Origin of the sequence: Pseudomonas sp. B13(2017) (assembly GCF_002113245.1) — a bacterium.
GTDB lineage: Bacteria > Pseudomonadota > Gammaproteobacteria > Pseudomonadales > Pseudomonadaceae > Aquipseudomonas > Aquipseudomonas putida_Z.
Map to the genome: position 1 here is coordinate 140,346 of NZ_NEJX01000009.1, position 22,205 is coordinate 162,550.

Consider the following 22,205-nt stretch of genomic DNA (forward strand, 5'->3'; position numbering starts at 1 on the left):
GCTCAAGATTGTTGTATCAGCAGGTTGACCGGAAACTCCGCCAGCACGGCGCTCAACATCAGCTCCTTGGAAGAGCTGACCGCAGCACTGGGGAAAAGTCCCGTCGAGTTGGCAGGCGACAAGGCAAACGGCAGGCTTACCCGGGTGTCGTCCCAGTTCTGTGCCGGGATCAGGGGTATCGATGCACCTGCCAGCAGGGTACTGGCCAGGCGTGGCGCGATGATGACGGCCCGTTCGCCTTCGCCAAGGCGTGCGAACGCCACCACCTTGTCGGCATGCCGGCCGTGCACGGTCAGCGGCAGGTAGGCGCCACGGCGGAACAGCTCTGCGTGGGCCTGGCGGCAGTCCAGCACCCGGGCGATCAGCGCCTGCTTGAGGCGGCCGTCGCGCCAGTGTTCCAGCAGCTCGGCTACCGGCGTTGCATCGTCCAGGGTACGACGCCGGCAGGCGTAGTCCACGGCGCGGCGGTTATCCGGGTCGACCAGGCTGAAATCCCAGTATTCGTTGCCCTGGTACAGGTCCGGTACGCCCGGCGTGGTCATGCGCAGCAGGGCCTGGACCAGGCCGTTGAGGGCACCGGGGCATGCCAGCAGGTGGGCGGCATCGGCCAGCGATTTGCGCAGCTGCTGGTTCTCGCCGTCCAGCAGCAGGCCGTCGATGTAGCCGGCACAGGCGTTTTCATATGCTTCGTTCGGCGCGCTCCAGCTGCTGCGCAGCTTGGCCTCGCGCAGGGCCTTCTGCTGCCACTGGCGGATGCGTTCGGCGTACTGGCCAAGGGCGTTGTCATCGTGCAGGTCGAGGTCCAGCGGCCAGCTGCCCAGCAAGGTCTGCAACAGCATCAGCTCGTCGCCGGGGCTGGGCGCCGGGCCGTCATCCAGTTGCGTGCGCAACGGCGTGGCCAGTTCGCGCCAGTGTTCCATGCGGCTGGCCAGCCACGGGCCGCGCTCGCTGAGCACGGCCAGGCGCGCACGGGTATCTTCGCCGCGCTTGTGGTCATGGGTGGCGCTGGCCAGCAGGTTGTCGGGGAAGTCGCGCAGGCGCCGCTGGGCCTCGTTGTGGAAGTGCTTGAGCGGGGCGCTGAAACGCTCGGCGTCGAAGCCCACATCGTTGCGCGACAGCAGCCGCGCGCTGCGGTAGAACGCGGTGTCTTCCACGGCCTTGGCGGCACTGGGCGCGGTCAGTTGCTGGAAGCGCACGCAGGCGTGGCGCAGCTGCTTGCGTGCCCGGCCTGCTGGCAGGCGGCGCCAGGCTTGCCCGCCCAGCCATTGTTGCAGGTGCTCGAGCAGCGGCCAGTCGGCTTCGCCCAGGTCCTGCCGGGCATTGGCCAGGGCCTGCTGGAAAAACCCTTCGTCTTCTGCCGGGCGCCCGCAGGCATTGAAGTAGGTGCGGTACACCGGGTAATGCGCCACCAGCGCCTGCAAGGCACGGCGGATCGCGCCCAGGGTCAGGTCGCGGGTCATCAGGTCGTTGCGCGCCACCTGCAACAGCGCCTGGGCCACCGACTCGCAGTCGCCGGCCAGGCTGGCATTGAGCACAAGGTGGCGGGCCTGACGCACTTCTTCGGGGAAGTCGGGGCGTTCGCTCACATTGGCCCACAGCTCGGTCAGCGCTGCTTCGCCCGCCGGGTCGTGCTGCAGCAGCGAAACCTGGTTCATGAATTCATAGCCGGTAGTGCCGTCGGTAAGCCAGTCGCGGTGCAGGTGCTCGTTGGCGCCGAGGATCTTCTCCACGTAGATCGGGAAATGCTCCAGGGCGGCGTTCAACGGCCGCCGTGCCAGCAGGCCATCGACCCGCCGGCGCAGCTTGCGGCAGTAGCCGCGCGGGTCTGCCAGGCCGTCGATATGGTCGATGCGCAGGCCGTCCACCAGGCCGCGCTCGATCAGTTCGAACAGCTTGGCGTGGGTGGCCTCGAACACCACCGCGCGTTCCACCCGCAGGCCGCCCAGCTCGTTGATGTCGAAGAAGCGCCGCCAGTTGATGTCGTCGGCGGCGGTACGCCAGCTGGCCAGGCGGTAGGTCTGGCGCTCCAGCAGCAGGTGCAGGCGCTTGAAGCCATTCTCGCTACGGCTGTCGAAAGCCACCAGGGCCGATTCGAGGTCGGCGCCTTCGCCTGCCAGGCGCGCCAGTTCGGCTTGCAGGGGCAGGGCGTCGGCCAGCGGCGTGGCCGATGCGTTCAACGCGGTGAAGCGTTCGGCCAGGGCCTTGAGCGCCGGCTCCGGGCTGAGGGCAAGAATCCAGCCATAGTCGACCGGGCAGATCGGGAAGCGGTGTTGGTAATGGGCGACCTGCAGCAGCCCATGGTGCTTGTCGAACTCAAGCGGTATCTCACCATTTTTCAGCGCCACGCCATAGTCGCTGGCGAGGAACGGCAGCAGCAGCTGACCGGCCAGCAGCGGGTCGCTGGAGTGCCACTGGATGTCGAAGAATTCTGCATAGGGGCTGCGCCGACCCCAGGCCAGCAGGCTCTGCCACCAGGGGTTGTCGGCACCGCCCACGGCCATGTGGTTGGACACCGTGTCGAGGATCAGCCCCATGCCGTGCTGGCGCAGGGCGGCAACCAGCCGTTGCAGCGCCGCTTCGCCACCCAGCTCGGGGTTGACGCAGGTCGGGTCGACCACGTCGTAGCCGTGGCGCGAGCCGGCGCGGGCCTTGAGGATGGGCGAGGCATACAGGTGGCTGATACCCAACTGGGCGAAGTACGGCACCAGCGGCACGGCGTGATCGAGGGTGAAATCACTGTGAAACTGCAGGCGCAGGGTCGCGGTCAGCGCTTTCATCGGTCACGCTCCCAGGCTTGTTCGCGGGCCTGGGCCAGCAGTTCCAGGCGCCGTGCGGCGTCTTCGTCGTCGAGCAGTTCACGTACCGGCCGGGTGAAGCGTCGGCGCCAGTTGGGGTGGCCGGCGGTGGTGCCCGGCAGATTGGGTTGCTCGTCGCAACCCAGCAGGTCTTCCAGCGGCACCAGCACCAGCGGTGCGCGGGTGTGGCCAACGTAGCGGATGGCGGCGTCGATCAGCGCGTCGTTGTCCGGCAGCGTGCCGTAATTGGCCTCCAGGGTGCGGCGCAGGCCGTCGTGCTCCTTCTGCCGCTCGTGGCGCCAGTGCAGTTCGGTGGCAGCATCGATCAGTTGCAGGCGGTGGCTCCAGTCGATGTCGCGGTTTTCCAGCCAGCCGGCCAGCGGCGCCAGGTCGTGGGTGCCGGTGGTGGCCAGGGCGTTGTCCGGCCAGTCGAGAATCGGCTTGAAATGGCCGGGCTGGGTCTGCTCGAAGGGCAGCACACGCATGCCCAGCACGGCCTTTGCCGCCAGTTGCTCGCGCAGGCCGTCCGGCACGGTGCCCAGGTCTTCGCCGAGGATGATTGCCTGGTGGCGCACCGACTCCAGCGCCAGCAGGCGCAGCAGGTCGTCCAGCGGGTAGTTGAGGTAGGCGCCTTCGCTGGGCTTGGCTCCCTGCGGGATCAGCCACAGCCGGCGCAGGCCCATGACATGGTCGATGCGCAGGCCGCCGGCGTGGGCGAGGTTGGCCCGCAGCATTTCGATGAAAGTGCGGTAGCCGTTGCGCTTGAGGCCTTCGGGCGAGAAGGCGCAGATGCCCCAGTCCTGGCCAGCACGGTTGAGGATGTCGGGCGGTGCGCCTACCTTCAGGCCTGCCAGCAGCTCGTCCTGGCGGCTCCAGGCCTGGCTGCCGGCACCGTCGGCGCCCACCGCCAGGTCAGCGATCAGCCCGACCGCCATGCCGTTGCCGCGCGCTGCTTCCTGGGCGCGTTGCAGGCCTCGTTCGGTCAGCCATTGGCAAAAGGCATGGAACTCGACCTTGGCCGGGTAGGCGTTGGCGAACGCCTCCACTTCCGGGTGGTACGGGTCGTGCCAGGCCTTGGGCCAGTGGCGCCAGTCGGCGCCCAGGCCATGCTCCACGGCCTGGGCCTGCAGCACCTCGAAGCGGCAATGGTGCTCCAGGGCCTGGCCACCGGCTTCGCGGAAGCTGTCGAAATCCTTGCGCAGCGGGTGGTCGCCCTGGCTGAAGCCCTGGTACAGGGCTTCGAGCAGGCGCAGGCGGGCGCTGGCGGCACGCGGCCAGTCAACCAGCGGGCCTTGCTCCAGGTCTTCCAGCTGTTGCTCCAGGCCACAGGCTTCGATGGCCACGCGCACCTCCCGCTCGCCCAGCAGCGCGGCAGGGCTGGCGTAAAGGGTGTTGAGCAACAGGCGGCTGGAGGGCGAGTAGGGGCTGTAGTGCGTCTGGTCGATGGCCGACAAGGCGTGGATCGGGCTGATGGCCAAGGCATCGGCACCGCGCTCGGCGGCCGCGCGGGCCAGTTGTTCCAGGGCCAGGCAGTCGCCGTAGCCGCCATCGCCGGGGCGGCGCAAGCTGTACAGCTGCACCGCCAGGCCCCAGCAGCGCGGTGGCGGCTGCTGCACGCGGTCTTCAAGGCTGTGGCAGCGTGGCGGGGCCACAGCCACGGTGAAGCGGCGGCTGTCGATTTCCACCTGGTGGTAGCCGATGGGCAGCGCTCCGGGCAGGCGGGCCTGGTCGTCAAGGCTGAGGGTGAGGGCGCTGTGGTCCTCCAAGGTGCAGTGCGCGACGCTGGCGGCGCTGAAGTAGCGCGCCAGTGCCAGTGGCTGGCCGAGGTCGGCGGTCAGCAGCGGCGGCAGGTGCTCACTGTCTTCGGCAGCGTCCACGGCGCGCAGGCTGGCGGCAATGGCGGCGTCATCGCTGGCCGGGTGGCCAAGGCCTTCAAGGATGTTGCGCAGTACCTCGTCGCTGACACGCTGGGGCCGGGCATTGGCGTCGATCCAGTCGCGGCTCAGCCCGACGCGGGTCGCCAGGCGGTGCAGGGCGGTTTCGCTCATGGGCGCTCCAGGGCAGGGGGAAGCAGGCTGACCACGCAGCTGTAGGCGGCCAGGTGGGTATCGGGGTGCCGGGTGTCGCTGCTGTCGAACAGGCGGTTGGCCGGCGCGGGCAACTCGACCCCCTGTGGGGTGGCGGCCAGGTTCAGGTCGATGCGCAGGGTGGTGCCATTGCCCAGGCACCAGCGTGCGGTCAGGGCCTTGTCGCCGTGTACTTCGGCGCCCAGCGCGCGGCTGCCGGGCAGGTGCGGGATCACATGGCGGCGGCGCAGTTCGAGCAGGTGCTGGTACAGGCCGTGCCAGCCGGCGATCACTTCCTTGCCTTGCGGGCGGGAGGCCTCGAAGGTCTGTTCGGCGTTGGGGTCGGGGATGCTTTGGCGTTGCTCGGGGTCGGCGAAGGCGGCGAAATGGGCGAACTCGCCGCGCCGGCCTTCGCGCACGGCGTCGGCCAGTTGGTCATGGAAGTCGGTGAAGAACAGGAACGGCCGGCAGCTGCCATCGTCATCGCCCATGAACAGCAGAGGGATCATCGGTGCCAGCAGCAACAGCCCGGTGGCCGCCCGCAGCGCCTGCGGTGGGCACAGGCGGGTCAGGCGCTCGCCCAGGGCACGGTTGCCGACCTGGTCATGGTTCTGCAGAAACAGCACGAAGGCGCTGGGTGGCAAGTGCGCGCTGGGCTCGCCGCGGGGCGTGCCATGGCGGTTGGCCTGGCCCTGGAACACGAAACCTTCGGCAAGGCAGCGGGCCAGCTGGTCGATGGGGCGCTGCTGGTAGTCGGCGTAGTAGCCTTCAGTTTCGCCGGTGAGCAGCACATGCAGGGCATTGTGGCCGTCGTCGTTCCACTGGGCGTCGAAGCCTTGCTCCAGCAGGAAGGCCTGGTTGTGCTCGTTCTCCAGTACCAGCCATACGTGGCGGCCGGGTTCCACCGCCGCACGTACCCTTTGCGCCAGCTCGACCAGGAAGTCGGGCTGGTCGATGGCGTGCACGGCATCCAGGCGCAGGCCGTCACAGCGGTAGTCGCACAACCACATCAGGGCGTTCTGGATGAAGTACTCGCGCACCTGCGGGCGACGGAAGTCGATGGCTGCGCCCCAGGGGGTCTGCCGGTCTTCGCGGAAGAACGGGCTGGCGTACTGGTGCAGGTAATTGCCGTCGGGGCCGAAGTGGTTGTACACCACATCGACCAGCACCATCAGCCCGTGGCCATGTGCCTGGTCGACCAGCGCACACAGCTGCTCGGGGCTGCCATAGGTGTTTTGCGGCGCATAGGGCAGCACGCCGTCGTAACCCCAGTTGCGCTCGCCAGGGAACTGCCCCAGCGGCATCAGCTCGACGGCGCTGATGCCCAGCTCGGCCAGGCGCGGCAGTTGCCGGGCGACCCCGGCGTAGCCGTCGAGCAGGCCGACATGCAGCTCCTGGATGACCGCTTCGTGCCAGGGCCGGCCTTGCCAGGGGTGTTGCCAGGCATAGCTGGCCACATCCACTACCTGGCTCGGCCCCTGCACGCCATCGGGCTGGTAGCGCGAGGCCGGGTCGGCCACCTGCAGTGCACCATCGATACGGTAGTGGTAACGGTCACCGGCCTGGCACGGGGCCACGCCGGTGAACCAGCCATCATCGTCGGGCAACAGCTCGATGGCCGGCTGTTGCTCCAGTTCCACGCTCACGCTGCGCGCATCCGGGGCCCAGAGGGCGAAGCGCGCCGACGTGGCGTCCAGCAGGTGTGCGCCATGTCTGTGCATCTTCGATTCCCCGTTCAATAGTGGCTGTGCTGTGCCTGCTTGACCAACTCTTCGTACAGGCGTGCGTAGGGTTCCACGGCCTGGCACCAGTTGAACGGTTGGGTCATCGACAGGCAGCGCATGGCGTTCAGCAGGTCCTTCTTGCCATATACATAGAAGGCGCGGCTGAGTGCCTGGCGATAGCTCTCGACGGTGGACTCGTTGAACAGGAAGCCGGTGACGCCGCACTCGATGGTGTCGGCCAGGCCGCCAGTGTTGCGCGCCACCGGCAGCGAGCCGAAACGCTGCGCGTACATCTGGCTGAGGCCGCATGGCTCGTAGCGTGACGGCATCAGCAGGAAGTCGCTGCCGGCGAACATGCGCCGGGCATCGGTCTCGTTGAAGCCAATGCGTACGCCGATACGGCCCGGGTGGCGTAGCGCCAGTTCGCGCATGGCCTGCTCTTCTTCCGGCTCGCCACGGCCGATGATCGCGATCTGCCCGCCTTGCTCGACGATGTAGTCGGCCACACCCAGGGTCAGGTCCAGGCCTTTCTGGTAGACCAGGCGCGAAACCACGGCGAACAGCGGGCCTTCGGAGGGCTGCAGTTTGAACAGCTCGCGCACTTCCTGGGCATTGCGCGCCTTGCCTTCCCAGTCGTTGATGCTGAAGTTGTGCTGCAGGTGCTTGTCGGTGGCCGAGTCCCAGCTTTCGTCAATGCCGTTGGGAATGCCCCCGAGCAGGCCTTGCTGGGCCTTGCTGGCGAGGAAGCCGTCCAGGCCGCAGCCGAATTCCGGGGTGGTGATTTCCCGGGCATAGGTGGCGCTGACCGTGGTGATGTGGCTGGCGTAGGCCAGGCCGGCCTTGAGGAACGACAGCTTGCCGTAGAACTCCATGCCTTCCTGCTGCATGGCATGTTCGGGGATTGCCAGCTCCGGGCTGCAGCCGCGGCTGTACACGCCCTGGTAGGCCAGGTTGTGGATGGTGAACAGGGTTGGCGTACTCAGCCCGCGCCAGTGCATGTAGGCCGGAGCCAGGCCGGCGGGCCAGTCGTGGGCGTGCACCACTTCGGGCTTCCAGTGGATCCTGCCTTCGCCGGCGGCGATTTCGGCGGCGGCCAGGCCCAGGCGGGCGAAGCGGATGTGGTTGTCGGGCCAGTCGCGGCCGTTGTTGGCGCCATAGGGGGTGCCGTCGCGCTGGTACAGTTCGGGGCAGATCAGCACATAGATGACCAGGCCGTCGGCCATGTCCATGCGCCCGATCTTGCACGGTGGCAGGGCGGCGTGGCCACCCAGTTCACCGACGATGTGGATGGGGTTGTCGCTTTCCATCACCTGGCGGTAGCCGGGGATCAGCACCCGCACATCGTGCAGGTGCGCCAGGGCACGGGGCAGGGCTGCAGACACGTCACCTAGGCCACCGGTTTTCACCAGGTCGGCGATTTCCGAGGTCACGAACAAAATCTTGCGCTTGTTGCGGTTGTGCTGGCGCTGGGCGCCGGGTGCCTTGCCTGTCGTGGCGAAGTCCGGGGTGAGCGGTTCGCGGTTGTCCGGGTTGAATGAATCTACGTGAGGCTCGACAGCGGCACTGATCATACTTCTCTCCGTCCCTATGCTTGGCCGGGTGCTGGCACCCGTGGCGATGTTTCGTGTTGGTTCTCTCTGATTCTGGATTCTGCGTAGTGCGTTCCATGCCCCAGGGTCGTGCGCGCAGGCACGGCGCGATCGGCATTCCGGCCGAAGGCGATTGCGCTGGTTGGGGTGTGTGGGCCGATGCTGGGAAGTCCCTTTGCGTTTGGCCTACTTAGTTCCTGACCTGCCCGCGTTCCGGAAAGTTCGACTTTTTTTCGTCACTCTTCCGTTGAGCAAATGGCGGGCCGAAACCCGAGTGTAGGAGAGAAAGAGATAAAAAGGTGACCCGCTGGTCACTATTGTCATGCCGCGGAATAGACGCAAACGTTGGCGTTTGTGACCGGATGTGACGATAGGGCTGGCGCGGTGGATGAGGGGCAGACGGCATGCCCCAATTCCTGCCAGTCATGCACCTTTTTGGTGCGCTTGAGGGGTGCCAAGGTCATCGCCCTCCAACAGAATGGTGCATTTCGGAATCCAAGTGATTTCAGGATGAATGAAAGGGGCTGTTTCGCGAACTTTTCAGTAACTGTCTTTATTGTTTTCCTGGCTTGAATTTTTGGTGTTTCAGTGAGCGGACTCGCGCGCGCAAAAGTTTGTAAGTTGATGCTTTAGGAAATTTCCTACGAAATCGTCAATACATGAAACCCATCGTTCCTGTCATGCCGGGGCGGTACGGTTTAAGTTGCTCTTCAGTCACTGCCTCATCCTCACTGTCGTCATTGGTCAAGTCCGCCAATGCCACGGATCTAGCCGGCTTGAACGTTGGCGACGGGCAATTTTCATTCGACGTACTCATCTTGAAGAAAGCCAGGATGTGGTTGTTTTTTTCGCCGGTAAACATGATGGCGGGTAGAGCAACTCATGAAACAGTCGGACTTTCGTTTCGGATTTCAGGCGCTCGCCGGGCGCACGGAGTTCGAAGTGGTTTCATTCAAGCTGGAAGAGGCTATCAGCCAGCCATTTGTGCTGAGCCTTGAACTTGTCAGCTACGACAGTGATGTCGACTTCGGCCAGGTGCTCGACAAGCCTGCGCTATTCACCCTTTATTGCGCAGACCAGCCACTGCGTCATGTGCATGGCTTGGTCAGTGCCTTCAGCCAAGGTGAAACCGGCTTCTGTCGCACGCGCTACCACGCTGTGGTCGAGCCGCAACTGGCCCGCGCCCGCTTGCGTTCGAACTGGCGCATCTTCCAGCAGAAAACCGTGCCGCAGATTCTTGAACTGATGTTCAAGCGTCAGGGCATTGCCCGGTTTGAGCTCAATAGCAGCGCCGAGCACCAGGTGCGTGAGTTTTGTGTCCAGGCGGGGGAAACCGACCTCGACTTCATCCATCGCCTTGCCGCTGAAGAGGGCTTCGTCTACCGCTTTGCTCACTGCGCCAGGTACCACACGCTGATCGTTACCGATCGCCTGCTATCGCTTGGGCTGCTCAGCCGGGGCACGCTCAAGCCCGTAGATGATGAGGCGCTTTGGCTGGATGAAGATGATCTCGGCCCCGACAAGGTGCTGTACCACGCCAGTAGCGGTGGCGACCAGGCCCGTGCCTGCCTGCGGCGTTTGCGCTACTGCGAGCAGGTGCGTACTGCGCAGCAGGTGCAGCGCGACTACACCTTCACCAACCCGGCCTATCGCCAGGAGCACAAGGCTCAGGCCAGCGGAATCACGCACCAGTCGCTGGACTACGAGTTTTTTGATTACCCGGGCCGCTACAAGCGCGATGCGGTCGGCAAGCCCTTCACCGAAACGCGGCTGACGGCGCTGCGCCATGACGCCCGCCTGGCCGAAGTGCAGGGCGATGACGCCCGCCTGGCCGAAGTGCAGGGCGATGACGTGCGCCTGCAGCCAGGCCTGAGCTTCACCCTCGTCGGCCACCCGCGCGAAGACCTCAATGTGCACTGGCGCGTGATCAGCCTGTGCCACGAAGGTACGCAGTTCACCAGCCTGCAGGAAGAAGCCGCCGGCGCCGAACAAGGTACCCGCTATGTGAACGATGCGCTGCTGGTGCAAGGCATGGCCGAATGGCGCCCGGCACCCTTGGCCAAGCCGCGCATCGATGGCCCGCACATGGCCACCGTGGTCGGCCCGCCGGGCGAAGAGATTTTTTGCGACCAGTGGGGGCTGGTCAAGGTCAGCTTCCCCTGGGACCGTGAAAGCAGCAACAACGAATTCAGTTCCTGCTGGGTGCGGGTGTCGCAAGGCTGGGCCGGTGGCAGCTGGGGTTCGATGGCCATTCCGCGTGTTGGCCAGGATGTGATTGTCCAGTACGTCAATGGCGACCCTGACCAGCCGATGATCACCGGGCGCACCTACTGCGGTGACCAGCTGCCGCCTTACGACCTGCCCGAACACAAGACCCGCATGACCATCAAGAGCCAGACTCATAAAGGCGATGGCTTCAACGAGTTGCGCTTCGAGGACGAACTGGGGCGGCAGGAAGTATTCATTCATGCCGAGCGCGACCAGAACAACGTCGTGAAACACAACGAAACCACGCTCATCGGCAATGATCGAAGCGAGCGCGTCGAGCATGACGAAGTGGTGCACATAGGTGGCAACCGCAGTGTCAAGGTCGGCGCCAGCAAGAGCGAAACGGTCGCCCTTGGCAAAGTCGAAAGCATAGGCCTGGGCAAGTCGTTGGCCGTTGGCGGGGCGTTGAGCGTGATGGTTGGCCTCGAGGCCAGCGAGCAGGTCACGCAGGACAAGCGTGTGCAGGTCGGCGGGCAACTGCGGGTCGATGCCAATGACGATGTGTCGATCACCAGCCATCACGGCCATGTGCACATCGATAGCCGAACGTCGCTGACCCTGAGTTGCGGCGGGGCCTTCATCAAGCTGGGTGATGGCCGCATCGAAATCGGTTGCCCCGAGCCTCTGCTGTTGCATGCCATCGCCCAGGTAAAGGCGCCTGCACGTTACGGTGAGCCGCCTGCACCGTCGCAGGAGGAAATCGAGTTTCGCCTGGTGCATGCCGACGGTACGCCGATTGCGGGCACGGCCTACGTGGCGACGTTGTCCGATGGCACCCAGCGCCAGGGTATGGTCGACCAGAACGGCTATGCCCGCCTGGCTGGCGTTACCCCCGGTTGCAGCGCCCAGGTGCGCTACGAGGTTGGCCAAGGCTCGCTGCAGCTGACGACCGCAATCGAGCCGGATGCTGCCTTGCAGGCATTGCTTGCCGGCTGCACCTCGGCAGGTGGCCAGTCATGAACTCCGCTGCTGACTGGCTGGATGAAGCGGTGGAAAGGGTGGCAGGCGGCTTTGGCTGGCTGCGTGACCTGGTGCTGGGCGAGTTTGCCGAGGAACGGCCACTGAGCGTGGTCATTGCCGACATGCTGCTGTCGTTGGTGCCTGGGGTGGTGATCGTGCTCAGCGCCCGTGACCTGGCCGCAGTGTGCCTGCGCTTGGGCAAGCGCTACACGGCGGATGACAGCCAGGCAACGGCGCAGCCGCCACAGTGGCAGGAGTGGGTGCTGCTGGTTGCCTGCCTGATTACCTTGATCGCGCCGATCATCGGTGCCGTGGTGGGGGCGGTGGGTACCCCCGTGGGCTCGGTGGCAGGTGCATTGGTCGGCCAGGAAGCGGCAGCGTTTCTGCGAGGTTTGTGCCTGCTGCTTATCCGTGAAAGCCAGATCATCTTGCGGACCGTGGTTGCGTTTCTTGGCAAGTTCACCCGCGGCAGCGTGGAGTTCTGGCTGCGCCAGGTCAGGTTCACGAGCTATGAAAAGGATTTGCTGGCCTATCTGAACCAGTTCTTGACCAAGGTCATCGCGGCAACGGCAAAGCTTCGCAGCTACCTGGGCAACTGGCCCTTCAACCAGGCGGCCGCGCACCTGTTGGTGCGGCTGCAGGCCATGGAAGCCCAGTTCTACGCGGTGCAGGTGCATGCAGTGCGGGAAATCCCACGGGCGCTGATGCAACTCGACGCCAGGCTGGCCAAGGTGCTGGAACAGGCCAGCGATCTGCCCGCGCAGGTTGCGCAGGCCGGGGTGCATGCGCCTCAGCCGGTGCCCATGGCGATGAGTGGTGGGCGGGTGACTTCTGGCATTGGCATGCGTCCGCGTTACCTCGAGCGCCCCGAAGGTGCGCTCGGCCCGCCAGTGCCCACCTCTGCAGCAGCTGCCACGCATGGCGCCAATGTGCACGTGTTCGATCATTCCACGGCGACCCGGGCGCAGAAGGGCATTTATGGGGAGGTGGTCAGTGATCAGTACATGCTCGGCAAAGGCCATGAGAACCTGCTGTCGGCCGTTCGTGGGCCTCGCAGTCTGCAAATGAAACCCACCGGGCGCGGGCTGGATGGCGTCTATCGTAATGCCCATCCACCGCCGCCGTTCATCATTACCGAGACCAAGTATCGAACGGGGGGCGCGTTTTCGCCGGGTAGTTTGCCGGTTACAAAGGGGAGTAAGGGGTTTCCGAGTGCCAGGCAGATGAGTGATGCGTGGATTCGTCCAAGGCTTTCCGAAAGTTTGGGGAAAGAACAGGCAATGAGTATTCGCTCGGCTGGATATGAGCGTTGGTTGATAACCGTAGATGAGAAGGGTGCTGTAACCCAGATAGTCAGGGTTGATGGGCATGCGAGATCTATAGGTGATGTAATTCAGTAGGGTCTGAAAATGAAGAAATTTGATGAGATCAAACGTGAGCCTTTGCTGCAAGAGACAGCCTATCTGGACTCTGTTGATTTTTGGAGGAAATACTATGTGGAGCTAAAGGCTGAAGAGTTTCTAGCGTTGGAACGCCCAGATTACGTAAATGTTGAAGGGTTGAGTTGGGATTGGTGCTTTGAATCTCTGGAGTTGCTGGTAGCACTTTATTCGGGGGGAGAGCCCGTTGAGGCGCTTGAGTTTTATGTGGATCACATGTTTTCCCAGTTTCAACGTCACAAGCAAGCTTATCCGGCTTTCAGCTTGAAACTGTGGGAGCCGGATGCCTATCAGTACACACTCTGGCTTCTATCGTTTGCAGTGCTGTTCAACAAGCCCGGGCGCATCAGGCAAATCGCAGGTTTTTTGAGTGAAGCCCCAGATGACGGTGAGGACATCCTGTTGCGGCAACTGTTTTCCCGTGTGGGGGTGACGATCCCTGGGAGTACGTTGATTCATGAGCGCCCCTACCATGAATTGCTCAATGCCGTAACTACTGAGAAGGATGAGCAGCAACAGGCAGTGCGTAGTTACCTGAAGCAGTGGTATCGCGGCATGCGCAACTGTTATTGGCATGACCGGCACAAGGCACGAAGCGATGCGGGTTTCTTTGGCTATTGGGCCTTTGAGGCAGGATTGGTCACTGTGTTGTGGGGCGTCGACGATACGCCCTATAGAGATCTTCCTTTCTACCCGAAGGATTTGGTAGACGATGCTCGCAAGCGTCAAGTTATCAAAAGCTTCCCTGAACAACTGCAAAGCGCGCCGTATTCGGATGCGCTTGCCAGGTCGGGCGAAATTTGCCCGCGCACGGGGGTGTGGGTATGCGATGAATGGGCGGTGGGGCCTCAGACATTCATGCAAGGTGTAGAGATGCCGAGCGAAAATGGGCGCTCTCTGGTTTGGCGCTTGGTGAAAGGCTTATAGCGTGTGGGGGGCAATGGGGCCAATTCGACAGCATCAAGCGCGACCCGTGGATGGACGAGCAGCGTTACCTGGCCTCGATCTGTGAAAAAGAGCGGGAGTTCGCCAACCCTGAACGGGGGCGCGTTTTCGCCGGGTAGTTTGCCGGTTACAAAGGGGAGTAAGGGGTTTCCGAGCGCCAGGCAGATGAGTGATGCGTGGATTGAGCCGAGACTTGACTTGGAGCTTGGGGAAAAAACAGGCGGAAAAAGTTGCATTCGCCGGATATGAACGTTGGTTAATGATCGTAGATGAAAGTGGTGCGGTAACGAAAATAGTCAAGCTCGACGAAAATGCTAAATTTATCGGTGAAGTGATCCAATAGGGGTGTGTAATGACTGGATTTGATCGGGTCAAGCGTGAGCCTTTTTTGCAAGAGGCAGCCTATCTCGATAGTGTTTCTTTTTGGAAGGAGAATTATGTAGAGCGCCAAGCTGAATCTTTTCTCAAGATTGAGCGTCCCGAGTATGTAAATGTCAAGATGTTGAGCTGGAGGTGGTGCTTTCAGTCTATGGAGTTACTCATTGCTCTTTATTCGGGGGGCGAGCCCGTTGAATCGCTTGAGTTTTACGCGGATCACATGTTTTCCCAGTTTCAACGTCACAAGCAAGCTTATCCGGCTTTCAGCTTGAAGCTGTGGGAGCCTGATGCATATCAATACACACTCTGGCTTCTATCGTTTGCAGTGCTGTTCAACAAGCCCGGGCGCATCAGGCAAATCGCAGGTTTTTTGAGTGAAGCCCCAGATGACGGTGAGGACATCCTGTTGCGGCAACTGTTTTCCCGTGTGGGGGTGACGATCCCCGGGAGTACGTTGATTCATGAACGCCCCTACCATGAATTGCTCAATGCCGTAACTACTGAGAAGGATGAGCAGCAACAGGCAGTGCGTAGTTACCTGAAGCAGTGGTATCGCGGCATGCGCAACTGTTATTGGCATGACCGGCACAAGGCACGAAGCGATGCGGGTTTCTTTGGCTATTGGGCCTTTGAGGCAGGATTGGTCACTGTGTTGTGGGGCGTCGACGATACGCCTTATAGAGATCTTCCTTTCTACCCGAAGGATTTGGTAGACGATGCTCGCAAGCGTCAAGTTATCAAAAGCTTCCCTGAACAACTGCAAAGCGCGCCGTATTCGGATGCGCTTGCCAGGTCGGGCGAAATTTGCCCGCGCACCGGCGTGTGGGTATGTGATGAATGGGCGGTGGGACCCCAGACATTCATGCAAGGCGTAGAGATGCCGAGCGAAAATGGGCGCTCTCTGGTTTGGCGCTTGGTGAAAGGCTTATAGCGTGCAGGAGGGCCAATGGGCCAGTTCGACAGCATCAAGCGCGACCCGTGGATGGTCGAGCAGCATTACCTGGCTTCGACGCGTGAAAAAGAGCAGGAATTCGCCGACCCTGACGCCCAGGCATTGCTGATCGGGACAGCCGAGCACAGGCATCACTACCGTGGCCTTAGCCGCGACTGGGCACACATGGCACTGGAGCTGGCAGTGCAGCGGTATTCCGGTGGCGAGCCGATGGAGCTGGTGGAGGCCTATGCAGACTATGCGTTTGCCCAGTTCGCCCGGCATTTTTCGGCGTACCCGGCAACCAGCGAGCAGTTGCGCCCCTGGGTGTCGGATGAATACCGGCTTGCCTTGTGGCTGCTGTCGCTGGCGGTGCTGTGCGGTTACCCCGAGCGTGTCGACCAGGTACTGGGCTGGCTGAACCAGGACGACGAGCGCAGCCCCGACCTGCTGCTGCATCGCCTGTTCCAGCGGCTGGGCAAGGCCTACCCAGGCACCTCATTGCTTCACCCCGAACCTTACGGCGCCTTGTTGGAGAGCCTCGACCTGAAAGGCCCCGCGCAGCATGACGCGCTCATGCACTATCTCGGGCAGTGGTACGCCAATGCGCACGGTTGCTACTGGCACGAGCGCCACACCCGGGCACGGAGTGACCACTTGGGTTATTGGGCCTTCGAGGCGGCACTGGTGGCGTTTTTATGGTCTGTGCAGGGTGATGCCCTGGAAAGCGCTCCCCACTTTTACCCGCAGGCGCTCGTCGAAAGGGCGCATTACCGACGCCTGGGCAAGCAGTTCCGCGACCCGGAAACCGCCAGGCGCGAGGATGCCCCAGGCTGGCCTTCCGGCACGCCTTGCCCATGGCCCGGGTACTACGTCTGCGTCGAGCGCATGGTGGGCGAGCAGGTGTTCATGCACCAGGTACCATTCCCTGAGATCGATGGCCAGGTCGTGCACTGGCGGCTGTCGAGAACCTTCTGATTGGCGCTGCCGGCATGCGTGCCTGGCGCCTCACATGATTCGGGAGTGGCAACAATGCCTGCCATCGTTCTGCTGGGTCACCCTCACCACTGCCCATTGTGCGGCCCGACCAACATCAGCAGCGGCTCCAGTCTGTTCTTCGTCAACGGCAGGGCAGCCGCCAGGGTTGGCGACAGGCTCGGGTGTGGGGCGGTGATTACCAGCGGCTCGGCACTGATGATGGATGATGGGCAGCCGCTTGCCAGGGTCGGCGATGCCACCAGTCATGGCGGTACTTTGGAAAATGGCGATAATAGCTGGCTGCTCGATTAAGCGATGTGGGAGCAGTTCGGCTCCCACAGGGAAGGGGCAAACTCAGAGGGTAACGGCTTTGCCGTCTGTGCGCGCCTGCGCCAGCAGCAGGTTCAGTTGAGCGACCTGCTGGCGCAGCTGGTCACGTTCGTCCTTCAGTTTACGCAGCTCATCACGGCGCACGGAGACATAGAGGGTCTGGGTTGGGGTTGCAGGCATCAAGGTACCCATGAGCACACCTCGCGGTTTTGGCTAGTGACAAGTCAAAGCGTAGACGCTTCACGCGGGCGCATTTTGAATTCTTTCGCAGGTCTTGGGAACTTTTTTGTTTATCGTGGTCTCGCCGTTCGTCGCTGAACCCTCGAGCGGTTCGCTGGACTAAGCTGAAAAGCTAATTTGTGTTGTCATTTATTTCGAAAGGGGAGCATCGGCTCATGCAACTGGGAATCATCGGGCTGGGCCGCATGGGCGGCAATATCGCAAGGCGCCTGATGCGCGCCGGCCACCGCACCGTGGTACACGATCGCAACCGTGAGGCCATCACCGGCTTGGAGGGCGAGGGCGCCCAGGGTGCGCACGACCTCGGTGCGCTGGTACAGAAGCTGAAAGCACCGCGCGCGGTGTGGGTCATGCTGCCCGCTGGCGAGCCCACCGAGCAGACCATCGCCCAACTGGCCGAACTGCTGGAGCCGGGCGATGCGATCATCGACGGCGGCAATACCTTCTACAAGGACGACGTGCGCCGCGCCGCCGAGCTGGCCAAGCGCGGGCTGCATTACCTGGATGTCGGCACCTCGGGCGGTGTGTGGGGCCTGGACCGTGGCTACTGCATGATGATCGGTGGCGAAAAGGACGCGTTCGAGCGCCTGGAGCCTCTGTTCAAGGCGCTGGCCCCGGGCGTGGGTGACATCCCGCGTACCCATGGCCGCAGCGGCGAGCACCAGCGTGCCGAACACGGCTACATCCACGCCGGCCCACCCGGTGCCGGGCACTACGTGAAAATGGTGCACAACGGCATCGAATACGGCCTGATGCAGGCCTATGCCGAAGGTTTCGACCTGCTGCGCAGCAAGGGCGGCAACGAACTGCCGGAAGACCAGCGTTTCGACCTGAACGTGGCCGAAATCGCCGAAGTGTGGCGGCGTGGCAGCGTGGTCACCTCGTGGCTGCTCGACCTTACCGCCGATGCGCTGGTGGCCGACCCGCAGCTGTCGCAGTTCAGTGGCTCGGTGTCCGACAGTGGTGAAGGCCGCTGGACCATCGACGCCGCCGTCGAGCAGGCGGTGCCGGTACCGGTGCTGTCCAGCGCGCTGTTCGCCCGCTTCCGCTCGCGCCAGCAGCAAGGCACCTATGGTGACAAGATTCTCTCGGCCATGCGCCTGGGCTTCGGTGGCCACGTCGAGAAAAAAGCCGAATGACCAAACAGAGCATTCCGGCTGCTCCGCCATGCACTCTGTTCCTGTTCGGTGCCAATGGCGACCTGGTCAAGCGCCTGCTGATGCCGGCGCTTTACAACCTCAGCCGTGACGGTCTGCTGGACCGCAACCTGCGCATCGTCGGTGTCGACCACAACCCGGCCACTGCCGAGGAATTTGCCGGGCGCCTGCATGCGTTCATGGTCGAGCGTGACAAAGGTGGCGAGGGCACGGCCAAGTGCCTGGATGAGAAGCTGTGGGCACGCCTGGCCAAGCGCCTGGATTACCAGACCGGCGATTTCCTCGACCCGGCCACCTACCAGGCCCTCGCCAAGCGCATCGACACAACCCGCCACGGCAACGCCATCTTCTACCTGGCGACCTCGCCGCGCTTCTTCCCCGAAGTGGCGCAGCGCCTGGGGCAGGCCGGGCTGCTCGACGAATCGGCCGGCGGCTTTCGCCGGGTCGTGGTGGAAAAGCCCTTTGGCACCGACCTGGCCAGCGCCGAGGCGCTCAACGCCTGCTTGCTGAAGGTGATGGGCGAGCGGCAGATCTACCGCATCGACCATTACCTGGGCAAAGAGACGGTGCAGAACATTCTGGTCAGCCGGTTCTCCAACGGCTTGTTCGAATCGTTCTGGAACAACCACTACATCGACCATGTGCAGATCACCGCCGCGGAAACCGTCGGCGTCGAGACCCGTGGTGCGTTCTACGACAGCACCGGGGCGTTGCGCGACATGGTGCCCAACCACCTGTTCCAGTTGCTGGCGATGGTGGCCATGGAACCCCCGGCCGCGTTCGCCGCCGATGCCGTGCGCAGCGAAAAGGCCAAGGTGGTCGGCGCCATCCGCCCATGGTCGGTGAAGATGGCCCTGAAAAACTCCGTGCGTGGCCAGTACAGTGCCGGCAAGCAGGGGCGCAAGCAGTTGCCCGGCTACCGCCACGAGGCCAACGTCGCGGCGGATAGCCAGACCGAGACCTATGTGGCGCTAAAGGTGATGATCGACAACTGGCGCTGGGCTGGCGTGCCGTTCTACCTGCGCACTGGCAAGCGCATGAGCGTGCGTGATACCGAAATCGCCATCTGCTTCAAGCCGGCGCCTTATGCGCAGTTCCGCGAGTCGGAGCTGGAGCGGCCCAAGCCCAATTACCTGAAGATCCAGATCCAGCCCAATGAAGGCATGTGGTTCGACCTGCAGGCCAAGCGCCCCGGGCCGGAGCTGGTGATGGAGAACGTCGAGCTGGGCTTTGCCTACAAGGACTTCTTCAAGATGACCCCGGCGACCGGCTACGAGACGCTGATCTACGACTGCCTGACCGGTGACCAGACCCTGTTCCAGCGGGCTGACAACATCGAGAACGGCTGGCGCGCGGTGCAGCCGTTCCTCGATGCCTGGGCCCAGGGTGGCGAGGTGCATGAGTACCCGGCCGGTGAGGACGGGCCCGATGCCGGCAATGAATTGCTGGCGCGGGACAAGCGCGAGTGGCATCGGTTGGGGTGAGTTTTTTGTAAAGCCTGTGCCGGCCCTTTCGCGGGCACGCCCGCTCCCACAGGTATTGCACCGCCTTCACGGGCTGTGGTGCACCTGTGGGAGCGGGCATGCCCGCGAAGAGGCCGTCACAGGCAACCACACAAAGGAGCCTCGATGCCTGCCCACATCGAAGACTATGCCCTGCTGGGCAACTGCCGCAGCGCCGCCCTGGTCAGCCGCGATGGCTCGCTCGACTGGCTGTGCCTGCCACGCTTCGACGCCCCCGCGGTATTCGCCGCACTGTTGGGCAACGAGGAAAACGGCCGCTGGCGCCTGGCCCCCTGCGACCCGGTCGAACACAGCAGCCGCCAATACCTGGACGACACCCTGGTGCTGGAAACCACCTGGGTCACCGCCACCGGCCGCGCCCGCGTGCTCGACTTCATGCCGCTGGGCGAGGCCAACGCGCTGGTGCGCATCGTCGAGGGCCTCGCTGGCGAAACCAACTTCGAAATGGACCTGGTCATGCGCTTCGACTACGGCCGCAGCGTGCCCTGGGTAGAACGGCTCGACCCGCTGACCCTCAGCGCCGTCGCCGGTCCCGACCGGCTGATCCTGTGCAGCACCGTCCCCCCGCATGCCCGTGACCAGCACACCGTCGCCCGCTTTCGCGTTGGCGCGGGCGAACGCCAGGTGTTCAGCCTGCGCCACCAGCCCTCGCACCTGCCGGTGCAGCCCGGCTGTGATAGCGATGAAGCGCTGGCGCAGACCATCGACCAATGGCAGGCCTTCGCCGCCCGCTGCCCACAGGTGGGCCCATACTCCGCCTTGGTGCGCCGCTCGCTGCTGACCCTCAAGGCCATGACCTACGCGCCCACCGGCGGCATCGTTGCCGCCGTCACCACCTCACTGCCCGAGCGCATCGGCCACGAGCGCAACTGGGACTACCGCTTCTGTTGGCTGCGCGACGCGACCATGACCCTGCTGGCCTTCATGAACCTCGGCTACTTCGACGAAGCCCAGGCCTGGCGCGAGTGGCTGTTGCGCTCGGTGGCCGGCAACCCCGAGCAGATGCAGATCATGTATGGCCTGGCCGGTGAGCGCGACCTGCAGGAATACACCTTGCCGTGGCTGGCCGGTTACGAGCACTCGCAACCGGTACGGGTGGGCAATGCAGCGTCAGCGCAGATGCAGCTGGACATCTACGGCGAACTCGCCGATGCCATGACCCAGGCAATCAAGGGCGGCTTGCCCCGCCACCCGCGCAGCGCCGCCATCGCCCGCTCGATCCTGCCTTACGTCGAGCGCATCTGGCGCCAGCCGGACGAGGGCATCTGGGAAGTGCGCGGCGGCCGGCAGCAGTTCGTGCACTCCAAGGTCATGGCCTGGGTGGCCTTCGACCGTGCCGCGGGGCTGGCCGACACCACTGAGGAAGGTCGCGAGCGCGGGCGGCATTACCGCCAGGTGGCTGACGAGATTCGTCGTGAAGTGTGCGCGCAGGGCCTGGACCCCAGCGGCCGCTTTTTCGTCCAGGCCTATGGCTCGACCGAGATGGATGCCAGTTTGTTGCACATCGCCCTGACCGGCTTCCTGCCGGCGGATGACCCACGCTTCTTGCGCACGCTCGAACAGGTCGAGCAGCGCCTGCTGAAAAACGGCCTGCTGCTGCGCTATGACAGTGACCGCTGCAGCGATGGCCTGACACCCGGGGAGGGCACCTTCCTGGTGTGTTCGTTCTGGCTGGCCGACGTGTATGTATTGCTGGGCCGCCAGGCACAAGCGCAGGCACTGTACGAACGCCTGACCGGCCTTTGCAACGACCTTGGCCTGCTGGCCGAACAGTACGACCCGGCGGGCCAGCGCATGCTCGGCAACTTCCCCCAGGCGTTCAGCCATATCGGCATCATCAACACCGCACTGAACCTGCACCGCGCACAGTGCCCGGTGCGTGATCGGGCGAGTTGTAGCTAAGTCAGGTGGCGGTCTCCCCCTGTAGGAGCGGCCTTGTGTCTCGATCGGGCTGCAAAGCAGCCCCGGCAGTTCATGCAGCGAGGCTGAAATCCCGGGGGCGCTACGCACCCCTTTCGCGACACAAGGCCGCTCCTACAGGGATTGCGCTGGCTTGGAGTAAGCGGAGTAGACTAGGGCAAACCCCTTCGGCACGGAGCACACATGGGCATTCGCGGTACTGATCGGCAGATCGACAACATCGAATTCAATTTCATCTACCCAGACGGTTATGAGCTGGCGGTGTGGACGGCCCAAGCCTGATGGCCAACCACAAGATCGAAATCCGCCGGCGCAATATCGAGAAGATCCTGCAGGCGGCGGAAAAGGTGTTCGCCGAGAAGGGCTACGGCGCCACCTCGATGGGTGATATCGCCGAGCAGGCCGAGTTGCCGCGTTCCAACCTGCATTATTACTTCAGCACCAAGGACGACCTGTTCCGCGCGGTGCTGCAGGACCTGCTGGATGTGTGGAAGCAGGACGCGCTGTGCTTCGAGAACTTCGACGACCCGCGCGTGGTGCTGACCAGTTACATCCGGGCGAAGATGGGCCACTCGCGCTCGCGGCCGCTGGGCTCGAAGATCTGGGCCGAAGAGATGCTGCATGGGGCGCCGGTGCTGGGGGTGAACCTGGATGAAAGCCTGGTGCCCTGGGCCAAGTTGAAGGAAGCCAAGATCCGCCGCTGGGTGGAGGAGGGGCGCATCCTGCCGGTGGAGCCGTCGGCGCTTTTGTACATGATCTGGGCCTCGACCCAACACTATGCCGACTTTGGTTACCAGGTGACGTTGCTCAATGGCGGGGAGGCGTTGTCGGACATGGCCTTTGAAAATGCCGTGCAGACGGTGACCAGCGTGATCTTGCGGGGGATCGGGCTGGAGCCTTGAGGTCGGTGTACGCTGAGCGATTGGGGCCGCTTTGCGGCCCTTCGCGGGCACGCCCGCTCC

The 22,205-nt window shown here is 63.6% G+C and carries 16 protein-coding genes; 11 read left to right on the forward strand and 5 right to left on the reverse strand.

Translation table 11 applies throughout. From position 1 onward, the window contains the following. Positions 1 to 2: 2 nt before the first annotated feature. The 4 genes from CAG44_RS14130 to glgA are packed head-to-tail and all read right to left on the reverse strand — an operon-like array spanning position 3 to position 8,156. Positions 3 to 2,777 (reverse strand): malto-oligosyltrehalose synthase, encoded by a 2,775-nt coding sequence (locus CAG44_RS14130; protein WP_085692360.1) that lies wholly within the window; start codon positions 2,775 to 2,777, stop codon positions 3 to 5. Continuing rightward, the gene (malQ, locus tag CAG44_RS14135; RefSeq protein ID WP_085692361.1) at positions 2,774 to 4,843 is read right to left on the reverse strand and encodes a 4-alpha-glucanotransferase; all 2,070 of its coding nucleotides are present in this window, start codon (positions 4,841 to 4,843) and stop codon (positions 2,774 to 2,776) included. The genes CAG44_RS14130 and malQ overlap by 4 nt, the downstream gene beginning before the upstream one ends. Then, positions 4,840 to 6,582, reverse strand: a complete 1,743-nt coding sequence (treZ, locus tag CAG44_RS14140) for a malto-oligosyltrehalose trehalohydrolase (protein ID WP_085590530.1) — start codon at positions 6,580 to 6,582, stop codon at positions 4,840 to 4,842. Before treZ ends, malQ begins: the two co-directional genes overlap by 4 nt. 14 nt (positions 6,583 to 6,596) lie before the next feature. Continuing rightward, complete coding sequence (gene glgA / locus CAG44_RS14145; protein ID WP_085590532.1) at positions 6,597 to 8,156, reverse strand: glycogen synthase GlgA; 1,560 nt, start codon at positions 8,154 to 8,156, stop codon at positions 6,597 to 6,599. 900 nt (positions 8,157 to 9,056) lie between these two features. On the opposite strand from glgA, the gene CAG44_RS14155 reads away from it, so the two are divergent. The 7 genes from CAG44_RS14155 to CAG44_RS14180 all read left to right on the forward strand — a co-directional run bounded on the left by CAG44_RS14155 (position 9,057) and on the right by CAG44_RS14180 (position 16,385). Next, a complete protein-coding gene (locus CAG44_RS14155; RefSeq protein ID WP_085692363.1) occupies positions 9,057 to 11,402 on the forward strand; it encodes a type VI secretion system Vgr family protein in 2,346 nt (781 codons plus the stop codon). 107 nt (positions 11,403 to 11,509) lie between these two features. Beyond that, positions 11,510 to 12,802: a hypothetical protein gene (locus tag CAG44_RS14160; RefSeq protein WP_085692388.1), complete on the forward strand. Its 1,293-nt coding sequence runs from the start codon at positions 11,510 to 11,512 to the stop codon at positions 12,800 to 12,802. Positions 12,803 to 12,811: 9 nt separating this feature from the next. After that, entirely contained in the window at positions 12,812 to 13,768 is a 957-nt protein-coding gene (locus tag CAG44_RS14165; protein WP_085692364.1) for a PoNi-like cognate immunity protein, read from the forward strand. Between the two features lie 190 nt (positions 13,769 to 13,958). Further along, the gene (locus CAG44_RS27995) at positions 13,959 to 14,129 is read left to right on the forward strand and encodes a hypothetical protein (RefSeq protein WP_170929305.1); all 171 of its coding nucleotides are present in this window, start codon (positions 13,959 to 13,961) and stop codon (positions 14,127 to 14,129) included. A 9-nt stretch (positions 14,130 to 14,138) separates the two neighbouring features. Further along, a complete protein-coding gene (locus CAG44_RS14170) occupies positions 14,139 to 15,095 on the forward strand; it encodes a PoNi-like cognate immunity protein (RefSeq protein WP_085692365.1) in 957 nt (318 codons plus the stop codon). Between the two features lie 15 nt (positions 15,096 to 15,110). Continuing rightward, positions 15,111 to 16,073, forward strand: a complete 963-nt coding sequence (locus CAG44_RS14175; RefSeq protein WP_085692366.1) for a PoNi-like cognate immunity protein — start codon at positions 15,111 to 15,113, stop codon at positions 16,071 to 16,073. A 54-nt stretch (positions 16,074 to 16,127) separates the two neighbouring features. After that, positions 16,128 to 16,385: a PAAR domain-containing protein gene (locus tag CAG44_RS14180; protein WP_025339803.1), complete on the forward strand. Its 258-nt coding sequence runs from the start codon at positions 16,128 to 16,130 to the stop codon at positions 16,383 to 16,385. A gap of 42 nt (positions 16,386 to 16,427) precedes the next feature. Here CAG44_RS14180 and CAG44_RS28950 read toward each other — a convergent pair whose 3' ends face one another. Continuing rightward, positions 16,428 to 16,595, reverse strand: a complete 168-nt coding sequence (locus CAG44_RS28950) for a DUF6026 family protein (RefSeq protein ID WP_003258397.1) — start codon at positions 16,593 to 16,595, stop codon at positions 16,428 to 16,430. A 203-nt stretch (positions 16,596 to 16,798) separates the two neighbouring features. On the opposite strand from CAG44_RS28950, the gene gnd reads away from it, so the two are divergent. From gnd to CAG44_RS14205, 4 genes are all read left to right on the forward strand, one after another. Continuing rightward, positions 16,799 to 17,782 carry a phosphogluconate dehydrogenase (NAD(+)-dependent, decarboxylating) gene (gnd, locus tag CAG44_RS14185; protein WP_085692367.1) on the forward strand — a complete coding sequence of 328 codons (984 nt, stop codon included), beginning with the start codon at positions 16,799 to 16,801 and terminating at the stop codon, positions 17,780 to 17,782. Further along, positions 17,779 to 19,284 (forward strand): glucose-6-phosphate dehydrogenase, encoded by a 1,506-nt coding sequence (zwf, locus tag CAG44_RS14190; RefSeq protein WP_085692368.1) that lies wholly within the window; start codon positions 17,779 to 17,781, stop codon positions 19,282 to 19,284. The genes gnd and zwf overlap by 4 nt, the downstream gene beginning before the upstream one ends. Positions 19,285 to 19,428: 144 nt before the next feature. Further along, the gene (locus CAG44_RS14200) at positions 19,429 to 21,225 is read left to right on the forward strand and encodes a glycoside hydrolase family 15 protein (RefSeq protein WP_085692369.1); all 1,797 of its coding nucleotides are present in this window, start codon (positions 19,429 to 19,431) and stop codon (positions 21,223 to 21,225) included. 299 nt (positions 21,226 to 21,524) lie between these two features. Then, positions 21,525 to 22,145, forward strand: a complete 621-nt coding sequence (locus tag CAG44_RS14205) for a TetR/AcrR family transcriptional regulator (RefSeq protein ID WP_015270992.1) — start codon at positions 21,525 to 21,527, stop codon at positions 22,143 to 22,145. The last annotated feature ends 60 nt before the right edge of the window (positions 22,146 to 22,205 follow it).

Coding starts and splice junctions, on each gene's coding strand:
- treZ (WP_085590530.1), bottom strand. CDS start 6,582: ATGCACAGACATGGCGCACACCTGCTGGACGCCACGTCGGCGCGCTTC.
- CAG44_RS14175 (WP_085692366.1), top strand. CDS start 15,111: ATGGGCCAGTTCGACAGCATCAAGCGCGACCCGTGGATGGTCGAGCAG.
- glgA (WP_085590532.1), bottom strand. CDS start 8,156: ATGATCAGTGCCGCTGTCGAGCCTCACGTAGATTCATTCAACCCGGAC.
- malQ (WP_085692361.1), bottom strand. CDS start 4,843: ATGAGCGAAACCGCCCTGCACCGCCTGGCGACCCGCGTCGGGCTGAGC.
- CAG44_RS14130 (WP_085692360.1), bottom strand. CDS start 2,777: ATGAAAGCGCTGACCGCGACCCTGCGCCTGCAGTTTCACAGTGATTTC.
- CAG44_RS14165 (WP_085692364.1), top strand. CDS start 12,812: ATGAAGAAATTTGATGAGATCAAACGTGAGCCTTTGCTGCAAGAGACA.
- CAG44_RS28950 (WP_003258397.1), bottom strand. CDS start 16,595: ATGGGTACCTTGATGCCTGCAACCCCAACCCAGACCCTCTATGTCTCC.
- CAG44_RS14170 (WP_085692365.1), top strand. CDS start 14,139: ATGACTGGATTTGATCGGGTCAAGCGTGAGCCTTTTTTGCAAGAGGCA.
- gnd (WP_085692367.1), top strand. CDS start 16,799: ATGCAACTGGGAATCATCGGGCTGGGCCGCATGGGCGGCAATATCGCA.
- CAG44_RS14180 (WP_025339803.1), top strand. CDS start 16,128: ATGCCTGCCATCGTTCTGCTGGGTCACCCTCACCACTGCCCATTGTGC.
- CAG44_RS14205 (WP_015270992.1), top strand. CDS start 21,525: ATGGCCAACCACAAGATCGAAATCCGCCGGCGCAATATCGAGAAGATC.
- CAG44_RS14200 (WP_085692369.1), top strand. CDS start 19,429: ATGCCTGCCCACATCGAAGACTATGCCCTGCTGGGCAACTGCCGCAGC.
- zwf (WP_085692368.1), top strand. CDS start 17,779: ATGACCAAACAGAGCATTCCGGCTGCTCCGCCATGCACTCTGTTCCTG.
- CAG44_RS27995 (WP_170929305.1), top strand. CDS start 13,959: ATGCGTGGATTGAGCCGAGACTTGACTTGGAGCTTGGGGAAAAAACAG.
- CAG44_RS14155 (WP_085692363.1), top strand. CDS start 9,057: ATGAAACAGTCGGACTTTCGTTTCGGATTTCAGGCGCTCGCCGGGCGC.